The organism is Rhodococcus sp. 05-2254-6 (genome assembly GCF_002258565.1).
Lineage (GTDB): Bacteria > Actinomycetota > Actinomycetes > Mycobacteriales > Mycobacteriaceae > Rhodococcoides.
Window position 1 is genome coordinate 1 of sequence record NZ_NOZF01000065.1, and the last position, 21,610, is coordinate 21,610.

Genomic DNA, 21,610 nt, shown 5'->3' on the forward strand with positions numbered 1-21,610 from the left:
GCCCCCGAGCGAGGCCATGAAGCCGTAATACGAGCCCAGGCGACGTTCGGCGGCCATGCGCGGCACCAGGTCTCGGGCCTGTGGCATGGCGATCATCTGCCCCAGCGCCAGCAGCAGCACGAACAGAGCGGCCGGGACGAGACCGACCGGACCTTCCAACTCGAAGGGACTGAATGCCGCGACCAGGGCGAAAGAAACTGCCATGACGGCGAATCCGATCGGCAGCGTGATCCGCGGTGATACCCCGGCGACACGTCGGGTGATGGGCAGTTGCGCAGATACCACCAGTACTGCCGAGATCGCGAAGAACCACCCCAGCACCGTCTGCGAACCCCAGGCGCGTTCGACCTCGAGGGGCAGCAGCAGGTACAGCTGGTTGTAGGCCACCAACTGCGCGCTCATCGCCACCGCGAACAGCACGAAGGTTCGGTTGCGCACCACGTCGGTCCAGCCCGAGAGCCATGGGTCGTCGCGATGTTCGCCGCGCTCACGCGGCAGCCATCGCACGTGAGCGGCGACGACCAGAACGAAGATCGCCGCGGCCACGAGGCACGCGATCCTGAAATCGACGAGCAGCAACACCGATCCGACGAGCGGGCCGGTGAAGGAGCCGATCTGGCTGCACACCGACATCAGCGCGAAGCTCTCCACGCGCGTGGGTCCGCCGTCGCGTTCGCTCTTGCCCGCCTCGATCGCCACTGCGGATTCGACTGCAGGGGAGAACAATGCGGCTGCGAATCCCACCATCACCGTCGCGATCAACACGGCAGGCAGCGAATCGGCGAAGGCAAGACCGACAAATCCCAGCACCCGCAGAACACAGCCGACAAGAACGACCGGCTTGATGCCCCACCGATCGGCGAGGGTGCCACCGACGAAGAACAGTCCCTGCTGCGAGAAGGTTCTGATTCCGAGAACCACTCCGACGACCGCGGCACCGAGTCCGAGGTCGCTCGTCAGATGCACCGACAGATACGGCAACACCATGAAAAAGCCGATGTTGAAGGTCATCTGAGTGAGGACGAGCAAGCGAACGGTGGGGGTGGCCCGCCGCAGATCGACCAAAAACGACCAGCGCCACCGCGTCGGCGATCCGTCGGTCCTCGTGCTCACGTACTGCGCCCTCCTGCGTCGACTTTCTCGATGACGCTACCGGTCTTGCGCACCCGCCCCGAGGTGGCACCGGCGAGCGAGACTGCGAGAACGGCGAGTGCGATCAACGACGCGAGCGGAGCGGCGGTGACCCACGGTGCCCGTTCGACGGCGGCGACCCCGTCGGACAGTATCAATCCCCAATCCGCGGTGGGGGGTTGCGGACCGAGGCCGAGGAATCCGAGGGCCGCGAGAGCAAGAGCGACACCGGGAAGCCGAATCATGGCGTGCCGCAGAACTACCGGAACGACGCTGGGCACGATGGATCCGAACAGGATTCGCGCATTGCCTGCCCCGAGTGTCGGCAGAATGGAGATGTACGGCCGAGCACGAGTCTCCTCGACCAGAGCGGCAGTGTGCGCGGCGAGCGGAGCCCACGTGACGATGAGAACGGCAACTGCCGCCCCGCCTGCACTCGGACCCCAGATCGCCGCGATGAGAATGCCGGTGACGACGGGCGGTGCCGCATTGGTGACCTCGACCAGACCACGCGAGGCCCGCGGAATCAGTCCCAGCAGCACGCCGACCACCAGGGCCGCGAACGTCACCGCCAGCGAGAGTCCGATGGAGCGCAGTGCGCCGTCGGCCACGCGGGCCAACAGATCTCGGCCCGACGCGTCCGTACCGAAGGGGTGGGCCGATGACGGGGCTGCGAACTTCTCCCGCGTCGTCGCCTGGCCGTCGCGTGGGAGTCCGGCCACGACCATGATCAGCAGGACCGACGCCGCCGCGATCGGCACCACCCAACGCCGGGGTGACGGGTGGAAGACGCCGGACGGGATGGGCATCGCCTTCTCGTGCAGGGCGCTGCCGAGCAGTAGCCGTCGCACGAGTTCGGCGGAAATCCCCAGAACGGCACTGACGGCCAGCAGAAGGATGATGTCGATCTGCAGGGCGGGAAGATCCTGTGATTGCGCATCACCGAGAGTGGTGCGGCCCAATCCCGGTATGGCGAAAACCTTTTCGACGGCCACTGCGCCACCGGTCATGGCGACCATGATCAGCCCGATCTGCGATGCGAGCCCGGGGAGGGCGCGTCGCAGAACCGCCCCGGCGATCTGCCGCCGCGAGAATCCTGCGACCGTCCACGTGATGACCCAGCCCTCGGTGAAGGTGACGGCGATCGCGTCGGCGAGAAGACGTCCGATCAGCCCGCCGGCAGGCAACCCGAGCGCGAGCGCAGGCAATACCGCGTACTCCGGGCCGTTCCAGCCGTACGCCGGGAACGACAGCCACACGGCTCCGACGAGGACCAGCACCGAGGCGAGCAGAAACTCCGGCATCGACGTGAGCGCTGCGGCGACGCCACCCCCGGTTCGCTTCGGGGTGCCGCGCAACCCCGCCCGCACGCTGGGGAGCACGACCAGGGCGGCCGTGACGACCGCAACCAGCATCGCGAAGCCCATGAGGGTGAGTGAGACCGTCAATGCATCCAGGGCACCGGGCAGTACGGGCTTGCCGGTGTTCCACGATGTTCCGGGATTGCCCGACGCGATGCCGGTGAGCCAGTCCCAGAACATCCGCAGCGGCCCGGCATCGAGACCGAGGTCGCGGCGAATGGCCGCCAGAGCCTCGGGGGTTGCTTCCTGTTCGGCCGAGCGAGCTCGCAGAATGCTCAGTGCCGGATCGCGATTCGACAGCCACGGCAGCATGCCGACGATCAGGACGACACCGGCGACGGCAACCAGCCGCGAGGCGGTTGTTCTCACTGCTTACTCGAAGGCGGTCTGGTTGGTGATGAGCGTGCGTTCCCGCGGATCGCGGGCGACACCGGTGAGGCCTTCGGATTCACCCTGGATGACGCGTTCGTGCAGCATCGGCACGGCCGCATCCTTCTCCAGGATGAGCTTCTCGGCGGCCAGGATCGCGGCGCGGCGGTCGTCTCCGGGCTCGGTGGCCGAGGCGTCTGCCAGCGCCGTGTCGACCTGCGGGTCGCAGAACTGGGAGATGTTGAACGATCCCTCGCAGGCGAAGTCGGAGTACATGTATGCCACCGGGTCACCCGAATCGAGGACGGTGGCGCGGGAGAGGATGAAGGCATCGAATGCACCACTGAGAGCATCGGTTTCGATGAACTGGTATTCGCGCACCACCTGCTCGACCTCGAAGCCCTTCGCCTCGAGTTCCTGCTGCAACAGCACGGCGACCTCGGGAAGTTCGGCGCGGTCGGTGAACGTGGCGAGGGTGATCTTCTTGCCGGTGGCATCGCCCGCCGGGGTCTCGGTGCGCGCCGGACGGTCCGCCGCCCACGGCAGCGCGGGGCCGAGCAATCCGTTCGCGGCGTCGGCACGACCCTCGTACACCTGCTCGACCAGACGATCCTTGTCCACCGACTCCCGTGCGGCGGCGCGCATGGCGGGGTCCGCGAACACTCCGGACGACGTGTTCAGGTACAGGGTGTTGGTGCGCGGCATCGGAACCTCGTGCACCAGCGACTGGTCGATGTTGGCGGCCTGCGACACCGGAATCGCCTCCACCACATCGGCGGTGCCGTTACGTAGCGCTGCTGCGCGGGCCGTACCGTCGGGCACGAAGTCGACGTCGATGCCGGCGAGCTTCGCGGGCTCACCCCAGTAGTCCTCGTTGCGGTCCAGCGTGGCACTGGACGTGCCGTTCACTGCGGTGAGCACGAAAGGTCCGGTGCCGGTTCCGACGGGGTCGCTGCCGCCTGCAGAGTAGGCCGCGGGTGCCAGGATGGCGAGCTGCGGGCTCGAGAGTCGTTGCGGCACCAGTGGATCGATGTCCGCGGTGGACACCTCCACCGTGTCATCGTCGGTAGCGGTCACCGTCAGCTCGACCCCGTCGAGGATGCGCGGCTTCGGCGCGGCGGTAGTGGCAGCAGTCAGTGCGGTGACGACGGCAGCGGAGTCGAGTGGTGCACCGTTGTGGAACCTCACGTCGGGTCGGAGGTCGAAGCTCCAGGTCCGGTCGTCGACGCGATTCCAGGCGGTGGCCAGCGCGGGCTCGGCGTCGCCGAGATCATCGAGGGTGACGAGGGTTTCGGCGGTGGACCAGCGCGACAGCTTGAAGGCATCATCGCTGAACTGCGAGAGCCCCGAGCGCGGCGGTTGCAGCATCGCCACGCGGGCTCGATCTGCGGTGTCGTCGGCAGCGCCCGAAGAGAAGCAGCCGGTGAGCGTGAGGGCACCTACCGCTGCCAGGGCGCCGATACGGAACACGTTGGTAAACAACAGAGTGGTGGTCAATGGATCTCCTGTGGTGGTCATGCAAGCCGGGGTACGGCGTCGATCAGGTCTCGGGTGTAGGAGTGCTTTGGTTCGGTGAGAATGCCTCGTACGCTGCCGGTTTCGACGATTCGGCCGTCGTGCATCACCGATACGTCACTGCAGAGTCGAGCGACTGCAGACAGGTCGTGGCTCACGATCAGCAACGCGCTTGGCAGTCCGGCCAGAACCGCGAGAACCTGCTCACGCAGATCCGGGTCCAGCCCACTGACCGGCTCGTCCGCCAGCAGATATTGCGGTTCGCATGCCACCGCGCGCGCGATGGCGACGCGTTGATTCTGACCACCGGACAGTTCCGTCGGTCGGCGTTGCAGATAACGCTCTTCCAGCCCGACAGCGGCGAGTGCGGCACCCGCTTTGGCTCGATGATCGCCGTCGACGCCCAGAAGTCGAAGCGGCGTCGCCACCAGATCCAGCACACTGCGGCGTGGATCGAGGCTGGTGGCCGGATCCTGGGGTACGTACTGCACGAGTCTGCGAAACCACCGCAGCGAGCGCGCGGAACCCGGACGTACTGTGCGGGCGTCCAATTCGATGACCCCTTCGGAGGGCACATCCAGCGCCAACAGCATGCGCAGCAACGTCGTCTTCCCCGAACCGGATTCGCCGACCACGGCAACGCGACCGGCCGGTGGCAGCGTGAACGAGACGGCGTCCAGCCCGGTACGAGAAGAGCCGTGCCGTACGTAGGTGCGCGTGATGTCCGTGGCCACCAAGCCCGTCATCGCGCGACCAACTGACGAAACGGATCGGCGGCGCGAGCCCGCTCGAGCATGCGCACCACGAGATCGGATTCCGGGCTGTCGAGAATCGCTGCCGTGGAACCGGATTCGACGACCTTGCCCGAGTCGAGAACCATCAGGTGATCGCACAGCTGCGCGGCGACGGCGATGTCGTGCGTGATCAGCAGCAGAGACGCCACCTCACGGAGAGCGTCGAGCACCCGCGCCTGACTGATCACGTCGAGGGCCGTCGTCGGCTCGTCCGCGATCACCAGCGGACTCTCACGCGCCAATGCGGCTGCGATACAGACGCGTTGACGCTGGCCACCGGACAGCTCGAGCGGGTGCGAGGCCAGGATGCGTTCGGTGTCGCGCAGACCCACGCGCTCGAGCAGCGCGGAGGCGTCGGGCGTGCGGAGTTGCTTGCCGACGGTGACCATCGGGTTCAGTGCGGTGGCCGAATCCTGGAAGACCATCGCCGGACGGGCGGGGCGTGGCCGGCGGGGCGTCGGAACTCCGGCGACGTCGTGGCAGTCGACGACGATGCGGCCGGTGCAGGTGATGCCCGGCGGGAGCGCTCCGACCAACGCCGAGGCGATCAGCGACTTTCCCGATCCCGACGCACCCAGCAGGCCGAGGCGTCGACCCGCTGGGATCTCGAAGGAGACGTGCCGGACGATGCGCGAGCGTCCGGCGTCGATGCAGAGGTCATCGACGGCGAGCACGGTTTCTCCTGAGGATAGACATGGGAACGACTTCGACAATCGTTGTCGATAGACGACTGTAGGCGAGTTCGAACGACGACACAAATTAGGCTGACCGGATGAGCAGGGCGAGGGACTCGCAACGAGCGGCCGTCTACGACGCAGAACAACTGGTTCGCACCATGTTCGATCGCGCCGAGGAGCGGGACCTTCGCATGGTGCAGGTGATGGGTTCGCAGATCACGCTGCCGATCGAGCGCAAGTTCGCCTCCATCGACTCGGTGCAGGCATACGTCGATGCGGTGCTCGCTCTGGAGTGGGTTGCCGCAACGTGGCCCGACGCCGGTCGGGTGGTCACCGTCCGAGCCCGATCGGGTTCGGCTGCGGCGCACTACGAATCGGACACCGCCACCATCGCGGTGCCCCTGCACAGGGGCAACAGGGCGTGGGCGTTGCGGGAACTGGTGGTGTTGCACGAGCTCGCGCACCACTTCGCCGACGAGAACGAGGAGCAGCACGGCGGCGCATTCGTCGACCGCTACATCACTCTCGTCGGCGAGATTGTCGGCTCCGAGGCCGGGTTCGTCCTGCGCGCGATGATGGCCGAGAGCGGCGTCCGCATCGGCTAGTGGTTTTCGGGTGCATCATGGGAGACGCAGCCCACACGACGAGGAGATGTCCATGACCGTCAAGATCGGTGTTCAGCTTCAGCCCCAGCACGCTCCCGACTATCAGTTGATCCGCGACGCGGTGTTGCGCTCGGAGGATGCGGGCGTCGACATCGTCTTCAACTGGGACCACTTCTATCCGCTGTACGGCGACCTCGACGGTGCTCACTTCGAGTGCTGGACGATGCTCGGGGCCTGGGCCGAGCAGACGTCGAACGTCGAGATCGGCGCACTCGTCACCGGCGGCGGCTACCGCAATCCGGACCTGTTGGCCGATATGGCGCGCACCGTCGACCACATCAGCGGCGGACGGTTGATCCTCGGCATCGGCGCCGGATGGAACGAGAAGGACTACGACAACTTCGGGTACGAGTTCGGCACGGCCGGTTCGCGACTGGCCTTGCTGAAAGAGAGCCTCGCCAGAATCCGCCACCGCCTCGACGTCGGAAACCCGGCCCCGACCCGCGACATCCCGATCCTGATCGGCGGCGGCGGCGAGAAGAAGACGCTGAAGATGGTGGCCGAGTACGCGCACATCTGGCACAGCTTCGCCGACCTCGAGGCGCTGAAGCGCAAGTCCGAGATCCTCGCCGAGCACGGCACCACCGTCGGACGCGACGTCTCGGTCATCACCCGCTCGGTCGCGTGGCCGGGAGCGGACACCGCCCAGGACTTCGTCGACGCCGGAGCCACCCTGTTCACCGTCGGCGTCAACGGACCCGAGTACGACCTGGCCGAGCTGGGCCAGGCCATCGAGTGGCGGGACGCGCTCGAGTAGTCACACGTCACTCCAGTTCGCTGAGCGAAACCCTTGCGCGTGGCGCGTTTGGGTGAGTGGGCCCTGGTCCGCTTAGGGTTTTGTACATGGTTGCCGTACGCGCCTCACGCGCGCTCGTGGTTCTCGTTCTCGGACTGTTGATGGCCCTCACGCTCGCCGCGTGTGGCACGTCGAATTCCGATGATCAGGCGGCGGCAGGTCCGACCGACCTGTGCGCCCCTCCCGGAGTCGACAGTGCGTCGTCCACCCCGACGAACTTCGACGCTGCCGCAGCGGCCGCGACGGAGGACAGATACACGACGGACAATGTCACGCCCCTGGACCGGATCGACACCGCATCCCTCGGATTGGCGACGCCGGGAGTGCTCACCGTCGGAACCCTGTCCGACGCCCCGCCGAGCATCTGCCTGGACTCGGCCGGCCAGTACACCGGCTACGACAACGAACTGCTGAAGGCCGTCGCCGAGAAGCTCGGTCTGCAGATCAACTTCTCGGGCACCGAGTTCTCGGGTCTGCTCGCGCAGGTTGCGGGCCGCCGCTTCGACGTCGGGTCGTCCTCGATCACGACGACGGACGAGCGACGCAACACCGTCGGGTTCACCAACGGATACGACTTCGGCTACTTCTCCCTCGTTGCTCAGACCGGCGGCCCGATCACCAGGTTCGAGGACCTGAACGCGGGCAGCAGGATCGGCGTCGTGCAGGGCACCGTGCAGGACGACTACGTGGTGAACACGCTCGGCCTCGATCCGGTGAAGTTCCCGGACTACAACACCGCGTACGCGAACCTGCGCACCGGGCAGATCGACGCCTGGGTGGCCCCGTCCCAGCAGGCGGAAGGCTTGGTCAAGCCGGAAGACGGCACCGCGATCACGCAGAACACGTTCTCGCTGAACAACTTCGTCGGCTGGGCCGTCGCTCGCGACAATCAGCCGCTGATCGACGCGTTGAACTCCGGGCTCGACGCGGTGATCGCCGACGGCACCTGGGCCACCCTGTACTCCGACTGGGTTCCACGCGAATTGCCCGACGGCTTCAAGCCCGGCAGCAAGGCCGCCCCCGAGCCCGAGCTACCCGACTTCGCTGCCATCGCAGCACAGAACGACGCGGACGCTCCCGAAGCCGTTGCCGTTCAACCCAAATCCACGCTGGCACAGCTGGGGGATACGTTCTTCGACTGGTCGCTGTACAAGTCCGCCATCCCCGACCTGTTCAAGGTAGGCCTGCCCAACACGCTCATTCTGGCGTTGGCGTCGGGCATCATCGGTACGGTCCTGGGCATGTTGCTGGCCCTGGCCGGGCTGTCTCGCACACGCTGGCTGCGCTGGCCGGCGCGTGTCTACACCGACATCTTCCGCGGATTGCCCGCCGTGGTGATCATTCTGATCATCGGACTCGGAATCGGACCGGTGGTGCAGGGGGTGACCGGCGGCAATCCGTACTGGCTCGGCGCCGCGGCACTGTCACTGCTCGCCGCCGCGTACATCGGTGAGATCTTCCGATCCGGCATCCAGAGCGTCGAGGCCGGTCAGATGGAAGCTGCGCGGGCACTGGGCTTCAGCCGTCGCCGGTCGATGAACCTGGTCGTCGTCCCACAGGGTGTCCGACGCGTTCTGCCGGCGCTGATGAACCAGTTCATCTCACTGATCAAGGACTCGTCGCTGATCTACTTCCTCGGACTGCTCGCCACTCAACGCGAGCTGTTCGCCGTCGGTCGAGATCTCAACGCACAGACCGGAAATCTGTCCCCGCTCGTCGCCGCCGGATTGTTCTACCTGGTGCTGACCGTGCCGCTCACCCATCTCGTGAACTACATCGACAAGCGACTGCGCACCGGCAAAGCCGAGCAGACGCTGGACCCGGTCGAGCAGGCCGTCGTCGTGGAAAGAGGCTGACATGACTTCTGTTTCGCTCGTAGGCAAGGACATTCACCTGTCCTTCGGTACCAACAAGGTGCTGCGCGGGGTGAGCATCGACGTTCCGGCGGGCACGACGACGACGGTCATCGGACCGTCGGGCTCGGGTAAGTCGACTCTGCTGCGTGCTCTCAATCGACTGCACGAGCCCGAGCAGGGAGACATCCTGCTCGACGGCAAGTCGGTGCTGAAGGACAACCCCGACGAGCTGCGTCAGCGCATCGGCATGGTGTTCCAGCAGTTCAACCTGTTTCCGCACAAGACCGTTGCGGACAACATCGCTCTGGGCCCGCGCAAGCTGCTCGGCCTGTCCAAGGAGGCGGCTCGTGCGGCGGCGATGGATCAGCTCGAGCTGGTGGGACTGACCGACAAGGCGGATTCGCGTCCGGGCAATCTGTCCGGTGGGCAACAGCAACGTGTCGCGATCGCCCGGGCCCTGGCCATGAAGCCCGAGGTGATGTTCTTCGACGAGGCCACCTCCGCTCTGGACCCCGAATTGGTGAAAGGTGTGCTGGCACTGATGGCCGACCTCGCGAAGGGCGGAATGACGATGGTGGTGGTCACCCACGAGATGGGCTTCGCGCGATCGGTGTCCAACAGGGTGCTGTTCATGGACCACGGCAGCGCCGTCGAAACCGGAACGCCGGAGCAGTTGTTCGACGATCCTCACACCGATCGACTGAAAACGTTTCTGTCGCAGGTACTGTAGCGAGCGTCGGTCAGCCCGGTACCCGGTACAGACGCCAATCCGGTTGATCTGCACCGTCGTTCGGAACTTCGAGGACGAGTGGATACAGGTCGGCTCCGTTGTCGTAGATCGTCGGATATCGCCGGTTGACCGCATCGGACACTCCGCGGCCCTCGTTGGGCACCGTCAGCAGATACTGCACGCCCGCCGATGCCGGGTCGTTGAGGATCTGGGTGAAGTCCAGGTCGGACGGAACCACGAACCGCTTCGGGTGTTCCGACGCTGCCACGACGGCGAACCCGTAGACGGTGTCGAGGAGGATCGACCCCTCCGGGAGGTTCTGGCCGTCGAGGTACGACGCCAGTCGGCGTTCGGTGGAGAAGGAATCGATGACTCGACGGGCCGCGATCGCCTGTGGATCGTCGGCCTGGGGATCCTCGTCGAGGAGACTGCCGAGGGCGTACTGCTGACTGGACAACCCCGGCTGCACCATAGCCCACCCCGTGATCGGAAGAGCCAGTACACAGACCGTCAGTGCCACCGCCGCGGCGGCAGGACGCAGCGGCGCGAGCACGGGGCGGTGCCGTCGATAGGCCCCTGCGCGCCGGGTCGGCCGATCTCCGGTGGCCGGAAACAGTTGTACCACAACGACTGCCGCCAACGGAACGGCACAGATGAAGAACCGCAGGAAGCCGAATGTCGAACCCGTGATGTAGCTCGCGGCCTGAAATCCGAGCACCCCACCGAAAAGCAATGGTGCCACGACGAATTCGAGGTCTCGGCGACGCAGCGCCAGCACCACGGCCAGCGGTAGCGTCACCAGCAACGCCGGTCCCAGCACGACGACGGCACCGAGCGAGAACAGGCCGGTGCCGATCAGGTCACCGCTGGGCCCGCCGGACTGCGTCAGAATCGCGGCGTTTCCGTAGCTCGAGGACAGCTGGGCGAGCGCCTCACCGGTGATCAGCCAGCTCGTGCTGATCCACACCAGAAACACTACCGTGCCGGGCCCTGCAACGAGCACTGCGTCCAGAATTGCTCTGCGGCGCATGCTTTTCCAATACGGCTGGCCCCGACGAAGAGCCGTCACGACCGCCACCAGTACCGCGGCCAGAGCTATCGGAACGACGCCCTCGTAGCGAGCGAGGAAGGCGAGAGCCAATGCGACGCCTGCCAACAGGAGATCGTGAACGTCGTCGGTGTTCATCCATCGAATCAACCGTCGTACAGCCCAGCAGAGGAAGAACAGGAAGCCTGCCTCGCTCATGCCGTTGGCTCCGTAGAAGACGATCATCGGGTTGATCGCGAAGACGACGGTGAGCAGGAGGCTGTATCGGCCGGGCAGTCCGCGGTCTCGGCAGATCCCGTGGATCATCACCACTGCACCGGCCATGAACACCGCCGACATCGCGATGCCCGAGATGTTCCACCGGGTGATCGCCGGCCACCACGATGCGAAGGCGACCATGGGCAACTGTGCGAGGGCCGTCAACGGCGTGAAGATGAAGCCGATGGCCGACACGTGTGGATCGCGGCTGAGCAGCACCGCCTGCGCGGCCGAGGTTCGCGACAATGCGTCGCCGAGGAGATAGCCGAAATGCATGCTCAGAGTCAGCCCCACCGCCAGGTAGCCCGCCAGCGCGCTGCCGAACACGATCCAGGGGGTGCGCCGATTCACGTGTTCTGCTCTTCGCCGACCGGCGTCGGCGCGGCGGGGCCGGACAGGCCGTGGAACGTCTTCTCCCAGTACGACGGATTGCGAACCAGCTGCCAACACCCCTTGATGGCGGCCACGCTCATCATCACCCAGTACAGGGGCATCGTGAGGCTGGGAACGAGCAGGTACGCGTTGTCGCTCTCTCGGCTCGCGATGAGGTACATGTACACCGTGGCGATGTTGCCCACCACCAGAGACAGCAACGAGAAATAGTAGATGTACGGCGGAAAGAGCTCGGCCACCAATGCCGGCTGGCCGAGAATCCATGCCGCCGTGGTGAACCAGAAGACCATGTTGATGCACGCGGTGATCGGTGTTCCCGCGAGCAACAATGTGAAGCGGTAGGTGCCGACCGGGCCGAGGGCACGCACCGTGGCGACCGGTCTGCGCATGTGCACCAACCACGTCTGCAGATAGCCCTTGTACCAACGAGAGCGCTGGCGAACCCAGTTGATCGGATCGCTGTTGGCCTCTTCGAGAGTGGTGGAGTCCAGCACCGCCGTCGAGTAGCCCGAGGCCGCGATGCGCACACCGAGATCCGCGTCCTCGGTGACGTTGAAGCCGTCCCAGGCCCCCACCTCGTCGATGACGTCGCGGCGCAGATGATTGGAGGTTCCGCCGAGGGGAATCGGCGAGGTGCTGGCCATCAGGCCCGGCAGCAGATACCCGAACCACAGGGCGTAGTCCGCGGTGAACCACCCGGTCAGCAGATTCTGAGAACCGTTGTGGAAAGCCAACTTCGCCTGCACGCACGCGACGGTGTCGGGCAGCCGCTCGAAAGCAGCGACGACGCGACGCAGTTGCAGTCGCTCGGGCAGATCCTCGGCATCGAAAATCGTCACGATCGTCCCGGTAGCGAAATGCAATCCGTAGTTGCATGCTTTCGGCTTGGTGCGAGGGTCGCCTGCGGGGACCAGGACCACGTCCACCGAATCGCTGACGCCGCTGCGCGCGGCCGCCTCGATGGTGACCTCGTCGTCCTCTTCGAGCAGCAACAAGACCTGCAGCTTGTCGGCTGGATAGTCCAGGCCGGTCATCGCCGCGATGAGGTCACCCACCACCTCCGGCTCGTCGTACGCCGGAACCAGAATGGTGTAGTACGGCAACCGATCGTCGGGAACGGCCCTGGCTTCCTCGTCGGTCACCGTGACGATCGCCGACGCGTCCAGACCTCGGGAGAACAGCAGTAAGCGGTCGATCATCGCCAGCAGATATCCGATGGTGCACACGACCGTGACCACGAGCAGCGTCCCGACCGGAGCGAACACTCCACAGGCGAGGAGCGAAAGCGCAGCCCCGATCGCCGTGTACTTCTGCCAGGGAACGAACGCAATTGCGGCCGACGCCAGCGGATTTCGATCGGCCAATCCGTTGATCGCGTCGTAGAGCGCAGCTGCTCGGAACTCTTCGGTTTCCGTTCCGACACGCGGGGGCGTCGGTCGTCCCTCCGTGGGAGTTGTGGTCACAGCGGCGCACCGTTCGCCGGGGCCCACTGCTGGCGAACGAGCCCGGTGCCGAAGGTCGTCAACAGCTCACGATCCTTGTACTCCGGATCGTCGTCGATGGAGATGGCGTTGCCCCGAAGCAAGGTGCCGATCGCTGTACCGAGATTCGATGCCATCGACGGCATCGGCTGCGGGAACGCGGCATCGAGGTCGTGATTGTCGACGCTGATGACGGTCACACGTTGGAACACATCGCCTCGCTGCCAATGGAACACGAGCTTGGTCCAGGTGAGCAGCAACGCGTCGCTGACCGAGGTGTACAGCGCACCCGTCACCCCGCGTCCGAGATCGATGGTCAGGGGTTGGCTCGTGCGCGTGTTGGTCAATCGATACAGGGTGCTCTCCGGATAGACGGCCAGACTGGCCCGATTGGTCGTCGACAGAACGTCGACCACCACGGTCCGTGGTCTCGACCGCAGGTCCCAGGCGGAATTGCCTTCGTCGGCGCGCATCGTCTGCCGGGTCAGAGTGGCACGACTTCCGAAGAACGCGCGGACCCAATCGAATTGCTCCATGTCGATCTCGCTGAAACCGACCGGCGGAACCAAGGGAACAGATGCCGCACCAGGTGGTCCCGTCGGTGCCGCCACGGGGGTGCGGTCGGGTAGGGGAACGAGAGCCAGGACCGTAGCCGCCACGATCGAGACGACGATCGAGCTCGGCGACCACTTCGCCGTCGGGACAGCGAGGCGGCGCGGCCGTCGCTCGTCGAATCGGCCGCGACGCGCAGTGAGATAGAAGCCGCTTCCGGTGACTGCTGCCGCGCCGACGGTCGGGACGAGCTGCAGCCAGATGATGTCGATCTGGGGCCACACCGCCAACATCACTGCCGCAACTGCCAATCCGGACGAGACGGTGCACACGAACCCGAGCCATCCGCGACGCCTGGTGCGGCCGACGGCGATGGCACCGGCGATTCCTGCCAAGAGCACCATCACCGCCGCGTAGGCGAAACGGCCTCCGCCCAAACCGATGGCGACCAACCGGTAGCCCAGCGGACTCAACGCGAGCAGCAACAGCCAGACGGACCAGAACCGACCCACCGGACGCAGTCCGAACATCAGGATCGCGCCACCGAAGAAGAACGTCAGCGCCGCAAGGACATCCAAGTGCGCCAGCTCGTACTGATCGGCGTAGCGCGGCAGCCACAGCGCCTTGATCGCGATGGACACCAGCAAGCCGATACCGCCGACGATGTTGTCGGTCTGCCGATCGTGGATGGGCAGCTCGTCGGCCCTACGCCGCGCTACTCCCTGCGCCGCAACGACAGCGAGCAGGGGCAACACGAAGATGTACGCGGTGATGGCACCGTCGGACGCCTCCTGCGCCAGCCGCACCCAGGTGGGAAGGAACGCGAGAACGACACAGGCGAGGAGAACCACCCAGCGCACGACCAGGATGGCGAGCGGACGCCGTGCTCGCCACCGAGGTGGCGCGGTCGGCTCCGCGCCCGTGTTGGGTGCGGTGTCCACTGTCATGTCGAGTCGCTCATGTCGAGTCGCTGTGCCGGCTCGGCGCGGTCGTCGACCGGCGCGCTCGGAGCGCGAGCACGAGTGCGCCCACGCCCGCGGCTGCGAGTACCGCAAGACCGACTCCCACGACCAGCACCGTCGTTCGGTCGGTTGTGTTCTCGGGCGCCGCTGCGGTGTCGTCCGCACCGGACAGTGCCGCGCTCGACAGTGAGATCGGTTCGGTGTTCTGCGCAGCGAACACGATGTCGCCGTCGAGCGCGAACCACCGAGCCGGGTCGTCGTCGAGCCAGGACAGCATGGCGTCGAATCGGTCCGGTGCCGAGTTCCAGGATCCGACGAGGACTGCGTTGTCCTGCACCGACGTCACCTGCACCGTCGCGAAGGGCTCGTCGGTGTCGACCGTCAATTCGGTGGCACCGCCGGCGGAGTCCGGGTCGGCGACCCGGAATGTCGTCTCGTCGATCGACGACAGCGGCAGGGTCACCGTCTCGGGCAGTTCCAAGGCAGGCGCGATCACGAGGGCGGGTCCACTACCGTCGAGCGCCTGTTCCATCGACACGACCTCCGGGAGGAGGGGCAGACTCGACAGACGCTGCAGTCCGGTTGCCATCGTGACCGCTCGGACGACTCCCGCGTAGGACTCGTCGGCCATCGCGATCTCGAACTGCGGCATCAGCGCCTGCGGCATCGATCGCAGGCCGAGCGGGGCCGGTGTCGTGGAATCCGAAGACCGCACCAGAGTCGAGCCGTCCACGGTCACACTCGTATCGGCGGCCGCGGAGCAGCCACCGCCACCCGTGGTCGACGGATGGTCGACGGAAATGTCGAGTGTCTCGACGCGGGACAGGGACGAATTCGGAATGTCGATCCAGCGATCGAGCCGACCGGTGTCGTCGGCCTCCCACACTGCGAGCGGTGACCCGTTCACCGTGGCCCGCACCGATCCCGCGCCCGGTGTGTAGCTGCCGATCAGGTGCACGGACAGGTTCGATGCCGATCGGCCGAGCCGCGTCTGATCGATCGTGATGGACGCAGTCGCCGTGGCACCGCCCGAACCGGTCACCGTGCCGATGCCGAGGTCGTCGAGCGTGATCGATTCGGGCGGAAGTTGCGCTGTTGCCGACGATGGTCCTGCCGAAGCAGCCGTGGAGACCGCGATGTCGGAGAGATCACTGGTGACGAGGCGGGCCTGATCGGTCAGATCCGACCCCGTTCCGGTGAGGTACATCCGTGGTGGAGCCTGGTCGACGGGGTAGATCAGTTCCACACCGGCGTCGGAGCTCCTTGCCAATACGACTGATCTCTCGAACGGTCCGTCCGGTGCCGCCCCTGCAAGCTCACTGTCCGGCCGAACGGCCACCCGGACCGGCTGCGCCCCGTAGTGGTGGATCACCGAGGTTGCCACAATCGTTGCGGCGGTGACGGTTTCGCGATCCGCGTCCGACGGGACGAACAGCGTCAGCGTCCTCAGCACTACCGGCAGAAAGTCCGCAATGGTCTCGGGCACCGCCGGTTGCCCCTGGTAGGCCACGGTTGCGTCGATCAATCGGACGGCATCGGAGGCAGGATCGGGGCAGTAGCGATCGTCGGGAATCAGAGACGGGATCAGATCGAGGGCGATTGCTCCGTCGACCGTCGGTGCCGCAGCCAGTGGAATCGACACCGCGGTGGTCGGTGCGGTGTTGTCGAGCGTGATGCGGGTGATCGGCCGACCGTCCGATTCGACGTCGACCCAACCCCGGTCGAGCCAGGCAGGCACCGTCATCACTGCATCGAGCATCGAGGGCACCGAGCCTGCAGGGGACGGCACGGTCAGTCTGGTGGCCTGTCCGGTCGAGTCCACGGTGGTGGACCGACCCAGTCCCAATTCGCCGAAGGTGAAGCGATCAACATAATCCTGTTGCTCTCCATCGATCGGCTGCGCCGATACGAACGGGGCCGTAAGCAGAAACGTAGTTGCGACGAGAACTGCCGTCGATGCAACGTATGCGATTCGCATTGGGGGATTTCCAGCTTTCGCATAATGAAACGGAAACCCGAACTGTACTGCGTATTCCCGATCTTCGGTACATCGGAAAGTCCTACATTTACCCATCTGGATCGAAATGCGGCCAGAAACATACTGGGAGACACGAAAGTTCGACTCAATGAGCGGCTCGGCCCGGTGGAATCGAATTCCGACGCAACGGAGCTCGTCGAATTGTACGAATACGGTGATATTGCCGTCCAGGGGCCGTCGAATTCACAATTTTAGAAATTCGCGCAGCAGACATCTAGCATTACGCCGATGCGGATCGTTTCGATGTTTTCACGGTGCGCAGTGGGCGCAGCAATGGTGCTGTCCCTCGCGCTGAGCACCGGTGTGCCCGACGCGGCAGCAGCCCCCGAGTCCGGTGCCCGCGTCACGGCAAGCGCCGACGGTCTCGCACTCGACGGAAATCCTTGGTGGCCGACCGGATTCAATGCCTATCAGCTTGCGACCGATTGGTCGGTCAACGCAGGCTGTGGAGCGATGGTGGACCTGAACGGCTACTTCGGTGCCCTGCCTTCACATTCCCTCACGCGGTTCAACGCGTTCCAAGCGCTGGCGATCAACCGATTCACCGGCGCACTCGACTTTCGCCCGATGGACGCGGTCTTCGCGGCGGCCGAGGCGCACGGGCAACTGGTCGTCCCGGTTCTCTCGCCACAGGACGGGGCCTGTGAAGGAAACGCCTTCAAGGGCAGACAGTGGTACGTCGACGGATGGACGACGCCCCCTGCCGTCCCCGACGCGAATGCGGTGACGAGTTTCGAGCAGTGGATGCTCACTGCTGTGAACCGGTGGAAGGATTCGCCCGCACTGGCAGCCTGGGAATTGGTCGGTGAGCCGGAAACCAGCTCGTGCACCGACGCGGCGTGCTCGTGGACCACCCGAACCTGCACCGCAGACGCCGCCCAGGTTCTGCGCTCCTTCTTCGACACCGCGGGGCAACAGCTCCGCACTGTCGATCCCCGCACCCTGATCACCGCCGGTCTCACCGGCGGCGGACAGTGCGGTAGCCAGGGTGACGAGTACGAGTACCTCGCCCAGTCGCCCTTCGTCGATGTGCTGCAGTACCACGACTACGGATACGACGGTGTGCCGTTGCCCGGAGATCAGTGGAACGGGCTGCAGCGGCGGATCACCCAGAGCGCTGCGGTGGGCAAACCCCTCCTGGTCGGGGAGATCGGCCAACTCGCCGGTTCCTGTGGCGATATCGGCTCCCGCGCAACGAGTATCGCCACCAAGATCGACGGCCAACGCGCCGCAGGCACAGCCGGAGCCCTGCTGTGGGCCTTCGTACCCGACCCGCGGCCGGACGAGTGCACCTACGACATCGGACCCGGCGATCCGTTGTGGCAGACGATCGGACGTTAGGGCATCCTCGTTGTCCGCGACTTCACCTGAACGTTCCTTTACTTTCGCTTTTGGGTGACAGCGTGCCGTGACATGAAGCCACTACCCTTGTTCGCGGTTCACGACGGAAGCTCCAAGCGGTCAGCATTGACGTGCAAGTACAAGTGCGGGGATGCGTGTTTCCACGAGGTTCCCAACACGTCGAAGGGTCAGTACTTCGGCGACATCGTCAAGACCGCCATGTCGCGGCGCGGTGTGATCAAGGGCGGTGCCATGGCGGTACTCGCCGTGGGTGCCGGTAGCGCTCTCGCGGCGTGCTCGACCGACGAGCCCGCCACCACCGGAGGCGCAACCTCGAGCACGTCGGGTACCGATACCCCGCCCGTCGACGGCGTGGATTTCGTTGCGGTGGAACCGAACACCGAGGACGCAGTCGTGATACCCGAGGGCCACGAGCAGGCCGTCGTCATTCGCTGGGGCGATCCGGTGCTCGACGGCGCTCCGGCGTTCGACTTCGACAACCAGACCGGTGCGGCGCAGGCCATGCAGTTCGGCTTCAACAACGACTTCGCCGGCCTGCTGCCGGTGGAGGGCACGCCCAACGCATTCCTGCTGGTGGTCAATCACGAGTACACCACCGAGCCGGCGATGTTCAAGGGCTACGACGAGGAGAACCCGACGCGTGAGCAGTTCGACGTAGCGCTCGCCGCGCACGGTCTGACGGTGGTTCAGGTTCAGGGCGAGGGCAACTCGGGCAAGCTCACCCCTGCGATGGGCCGGTACAACCGCCGTATCACCGGCACCACGGAGTTCGTCGTCACCGGCCCCGCCGCGGGCAGCGACTTCCTCAAGACGAGCGTCGACCCGACGGGCACCCGCGTGCTCGGTACGTTCAACAACTGTGCAGGCGGCCTGACGCCGTGGGGCACGGTGCTCTCCGGCGAGGAGAACTTCAACCAGTACTTCGGCAACGCGGAGTCGGTCACCGAGACCGTCGCCGCCGAGCGGCTCGCCCGCTACGGCATCGAGGGTGCCGCCAGCGATCGCAAGTGGGAGACCTTCGACAAGCGCTTCGATCTTGCCCAGGAGCCCAACGAGGCCAACCGATTCGGGTACATCGTCGAGGTGAACCCGTGGGATCCGCAGTCGGCTCCGATCAAGCACACCGCGCTGGGACGCTTCAAGCACGAGGCCGCCACCATCTACGTCACCGACGACGGCACCGTCGTCGCCTACAGCGGCGACGACGAGCGCTTCGACTACATGTACAAGTTCGTCTCGAGCCGCAAGATGATGCCCGGCACCGGCGCGGCCGCTATGCGCAACAACCTGACGCTGCTGGACGCGGGCACGCTGTACGTCGCCACGCTCACCGGCGACTCCCCGGACGAGATCGACGGCTCCGGCACCCTTCCCGCCAGCGGTGAATTCAAGGGCACCGGAACGTGGGTGCCGCTGCTGCGCACGAACGAGGACGGCCGCGGCGAATCCCTCGTCGACGGCATGACCGCCGAGGAGGTGGCGGTGTTCACCCGCCTGGCCGGCGACAAGGTGGGCGCGACCAAGATGGACCGCCCGGAGGACTTCGAGCCCAACCCGGTGACCGGCAAGGTCTACGTCGCGTTGACGAACAACGCCAACCGAGGCACCGAGGGCAAAGCCGGGGCAGACGAGGCCAACCCCCGCAACACCAACAAGAACGGCCAGGTGCTCGAGCTCGAGGACGACCACGCGGGCACGTCGTTCACCTGGAACCTGCTGCTGGTGTGCGGTGACCCGAACGAGGCCGACACGTACTTCGGCGGCTTCGACAAGAGTCAGGTCAGCCCCATCTCGTGCCCCGACAACCTCGCGTTCGACTCGAAGGGCAACCTGTGGGTCTCCACCGACGGAAACGCTCTCGACTCCAACGACGGCCTGTTCGCCGTGGTGCTCGACGGCCCACGCCGTGGTGAGACCCGCCAGTTCCTGACGGTTCCCGCGGGCGGCGAGACCTGCGGTCCCATCGTCTCCGACGAGCGGGTCGTGGTGTGCGTGCAGCACCCGGGCGAAAGCGACGATGCCACCGCCGACGCACCGATCTCGCATTGGCCCGACGGCGGCGACACTCAGCCTCGGCCGTCCGTCGTCGCAGTGTGGAAGTCGGCGTAGCCGTAGCTGTTTCGCATCGATCGGAACGCGCCCGTGGTCGAAGACAGTCGACTGCGGGCGCTTCGGTTGTGTCAGGCGTCCTCGGGGGCGCTCAGTCGGCAGCCGTATCTGCCATCAGCCGTGCGACGACCCAGGCCATCGCACGGCTGACGGCATCACGCGATTCGCCGGTGTGATCGAGCATGTCGAATCCGTGTTGTCCGTCGGGTACGTCGATGATGTCTAGGTTCGTAGCGTGGGCAGCCTCGACGAAAGCGTTCACCCCCGAGACGAATTCGGGGCGATCGCGGCCCACACGTGTGAGCAGAATCGGCAGTGCTCCCGAATCCGATACGGCGAGAGTGGAATCGAATCGCGGCTCGACCCCCCATTCAGGGAGGGTCTGCAGCACCGGGTATGTCAATGCGAGACAGGTCAACCACGCTGGAGGGTGTTTCAACCAGTCGGCAGCGAGCAGCCCGCTCCCGGAAAAGAACCACAGCGCAACTCGATTGGGATCCACTCCGGGGAGTTGTCGAACCTGGTCGACTCCGATGGCGATCTCATCGGCAGCCGCAGCACACTCGGCCAGCGAGGACATGTGATGTTCGAGTACGACACCGACGACACCTGCTGCCGCAGCGATGGATCCGTATCCCACGAAAACCGGTTGATCTCGGGGTCGCCATTCGACGCCCGCCGGACGCGGACCACCGTGGACGAAGACAACAGCGGGCCGAGGAGTGTCTTCGCCGGGTGCCGTGTCGGGTGCCCGATATACGTCGAACGATTCTCGACGTTCGCGTAGTACGTCGGGCGTTGCGAGTACGAACGGCTGCGGTTCCATTCACTTACCTCCATCGATGGTGCGCTGGAATCGGTCGAGTGCCCAGGCGTCACGCTTCACCTCACGACCCGGGTTGTGCGGCGATTCGCCTCGCTGCCTCCACGACAAAGCGTCGACGTGCCGCCCGTGCCTGCTGGTCGTTGGGTCCAGCACCGGTGATCATTTCGGCGAGCTGCGGGACGGTCTGCCACCAGGCGGCCAGCGCGATCAGCGTGAACACCAAGTGCGCAGGATCGATCTCCGAATCGATGAGGCCGTGTCGCTGGGCGTCGGCGAAACGCGCCACCTTCTCTCGGTAGTGCGTCGTGCGCACCTCCGCGTGAGCCGGCGGGCCAGGCTGGAGACCCTCCCACTGCAGCAGGCGGCCCAGTTCGGGATGAGATGCGTGATAGTCGAACGTCGCTCCGGCGAATTCGCCGATGTCGTCCAAGTCGACCCCTGTGAGTTCGACGCCGGTCGCAAGGCGCTCCAACTCGGTTGCCAGGACGAGGTCCCAGAGAGCCTTCTTGTCGCCGAAGTAGCTGTAGAGCCTCTCCTTGTTGACGCCTGATCGAGTTGCGATGGATGCGACGGTCGTGCCCTCGAACCCGTGAGCTGCGAATTCCACCAGCGCGGCATCACGGAGTCGACGCCGTGTCCCGTCCGTGTCCCAGGCCATCCGCCGAGATTACCAACTTCTGAGTTGGA

General features: G+C 65.6%; 17 protein-coding genes. 6 read left to right on the forward strand and 11 right to left on the reverse strand.

Features of this window, described 5'->3' with window-relative positions; genetic code table 11:
• The 5 genes from CH256_RS08355 to CH256_RS08375 form a co-directional block, all read right to left on the reverse strand.
• Nucleotides 1-1,113: MDR family MFS transporter (locus CH256_RS08355; RefSeq protein ID WP_094669270.1), on the reverse strand; the 1,113-nt coding region annotated here is incomplete at its 3' end.
• The gene (locus CH256_RS08360) at nt 1,110-2,861 is read right to left on the reverse strand and encodes an ABC transporter permease subunit (protein ID WP_217901106.1); all 1,752 of its coding nucleotides are present in this window, start codon (nt 2,859-2,861) and stop codon (nt 1,110-1,112) included. The genes CH256_RS08360 and CH256_RS08355, both read right to left, overlap by 4 nt.
• A 3-nt stretch (nt 2,862-2,864) precedes the next feature.
• On the reverse strand, nt 2,865-4,379 hold the full coding sequence (locus CH256_RS08365) for an ABC transporter substrate-binding protein (RefSeq protein WP_094669272.1): 1,515 nt from the start codon (nt 4,377-4,379) through the stop codon (nt 2,865-2,867).
• Nucleotides 4,376-5,122, reverse strand: coding sequence for an ABC transporter ATP-binding protein (locus CH256_RS08370; protein WP_094669274.1), 747 nt, complete (start codon nt 5,120-5,122; stop codon nt 4,376-4,378). Before CH256_RS08370 ends, CH256_RS08365 begins: the two co-directional genes overlap by 4 nt.
• The gene (locus tag CH256_RS08375; RefSeq protein WP_179272033.1) at nt 5,119-5,844 is read right to left on the reverse strand and encodes an ATP-binding cassette domain-containing protein; all 726 of its coding nucleotides are present in this window, start codon (nt 5,842-5,844) and stop codon (nt 5,119-5,121) included. The genes CH256_RS08370 and CH256_RS08375 overlap by 4 nt, the downstream gene beginning before the upstream one ends.
• A 98-nt stretch (nt 5,845-5,942) precedes the next feature.
• Between CH256_RS08375 and CH256_RS08380 the strand changes: the two genes are divergently transcribed.
• The 4 genes from CH256_RS08380 to CH256_RS08395 all read left to right on the forward strand — a co-directional run bounded on the left by CH256_RS08380 (nt 5,943) and on the right by CH256_RS08395 (nt 9,894).
• Nucleotides 5,943-6,452, forward strand: coding sequence for a TIGR04338 family metallohydrolase (locus CH256_RS08380; RefSeq protein ID WP_094638376.1), 510 nt, complete (start codon nt 5,943-5,945; stop codon nt 6,450-6,452).
• A gap of 46 nt (nt 6,453-6,498) precedes the next feature.
• Nucleotides 6,499-7,269, forward strand: coding sequence for an LLM class F420-dependent oxidoreductase (locus CH256_RS08385; protein ID WP_179272034.1), 771 nt, complete (start codon nt 6,499-6,501; stop codon nt 7,267-7,269).
• Between the two features lie 86 nt (nt 7,270-7,355).
• Entirely contained in the window at nt 7,356-9,164 is a 1,809-nt protein-coding gene (locus CH256_RS08390; RefSeq protein WP_094638377.1) for an ABC transporter substrate-binding protein/permease, read from the forward strand.
• A gap of 1 nt (nt 9,165) precedes the next feature.
• Nucleotides 9,166-9,894: an amino acid ABC transporter ATP-binding protein gene (locus CH256_RS08395; RefSeq protein WP_068047565.1), complete on the forward strand. Its 729-nt coding sequence runs from the start codon at nt 9,166-9,168 to the stop codon at nt 9,892-9,894.
• 10 nt (nt 9,895-9,904) lie between these two features.
• Here CH256_RS08395 and CH256_RS08400 read toward each other — a convergent pair whose 3' ends face one another.
• Genes CH256_RS08400 through CH256_RS08415 form a run of 4 tightly spaced genes read right to left on the reverse strand, consistent with a single transcriptional unit; the run spans nt 9,905 to nt 16,566 of the window.
• Entirely contained in the window at nt 9,905-11,551 is a 1,647-nt protein-coding gene (locus CH256_RS08400; RefSeq protein WP_179272035.1) for a glycosyltransferase family 39 protein, read from the reverse strand.
• Entirely contained in the window at nt 11,548-13,056 is a 1,509-nt protein-coding gene (locus CH256_RS08405; RefSeq protein WP_094669305.1) for a glycosyltransferase, read from the reverse strand. Before CH256_RS08405 ends, CH256_RS08400 begins: the two co-directional genes overlap by 4 nt.
• Nucleotides 13,053-14,573, reverse strand: a complete 1,521-nt coding sequence (locus CH256_RS08410; RefSeq protein WP_094669277.1) for a hypothetical protein — start codon at nt 14,571-14,573, stop codon at nt 13,053-13,055. The genes CH256_RS08405 and CH256_RS08410 overlap by 4 nt, the downstream gene beginning before the upstream one ends.
• A gap of 10 nt (nt 14,574-14,583) precedes the next feature.
• Nucleotides 14,584-16,566: a hypothetical protein gene (locus CH256_RS08415; RefSeq protein ID WP_094669279.1), complete on the reverse strand. Its 1,983-nt coding sequence runs from the start codon at nt 16,564-16,566 to the stop codon at nt 14,584-14,586.
• Between the two features lie 333 nt (nt 16,567-16,899).
• Here CH256_RS08415 and CH256_RS08420 point away from each other — a divergent pair, with 333 nt between their 5' ends.
• Complete coding sequence (locus CH256_RS08420) at nt 16,900-17,967, forward strand: beta-mannosidase (RefSeq protein ID WP_176460258.1); 1,068 nt, start codon at nt 16,900-16,902, stop codon at nt 17,965-17,967.
• 72 nt (nt 17,968-18,039) lie between these two features.
• Complete coding sequence (locus CH256_RS08425) at nt 18,040-20,097, forward strand: PhoX family protein (protein WP_094638382.1); 2,058 nt, start codon at nt 18,040-18,042, stop codon at nt 20,095-20,097.
• Nucleotides 20,098-20,188: 91 nt separating this feature from the next.
• Here the strand turns inward: CH256_RS08425 and CH256_RS08430 are convergent, their stop codons facing one another.
• Together CH256_RS08430 and CH256_RS08435 are read right to left on the reverse strand one after the other, a co-directional pair.
• Nucleotides 20,189-20,923, reverse strand: a complete 735-nt coding sequence (locus CH256_RS08430; RefSeq protein ID WP_094669283.1) for an alpha/beta hydrolase family protein — start codon at nt 20,921-20,923, stop codon at nt 20,189-20,191.
• 61 nt (nt 20,924-20,984) lie between these two features.
• The gene (locus tag CH256_RS08435) at nt 20,985-21,581 is read right to left on the reverse strand and encodes a TetR family transcriptional regulator (protein WP_068047591.1); all 597 of its coding nucleotides are present in this window, start codon (nt 21,579-21,581) and stop codon (nt 20,985-20,987) included.
• Between the last annotated feature and the right edge of the window lie 29 nt (nt 21,582-21,610).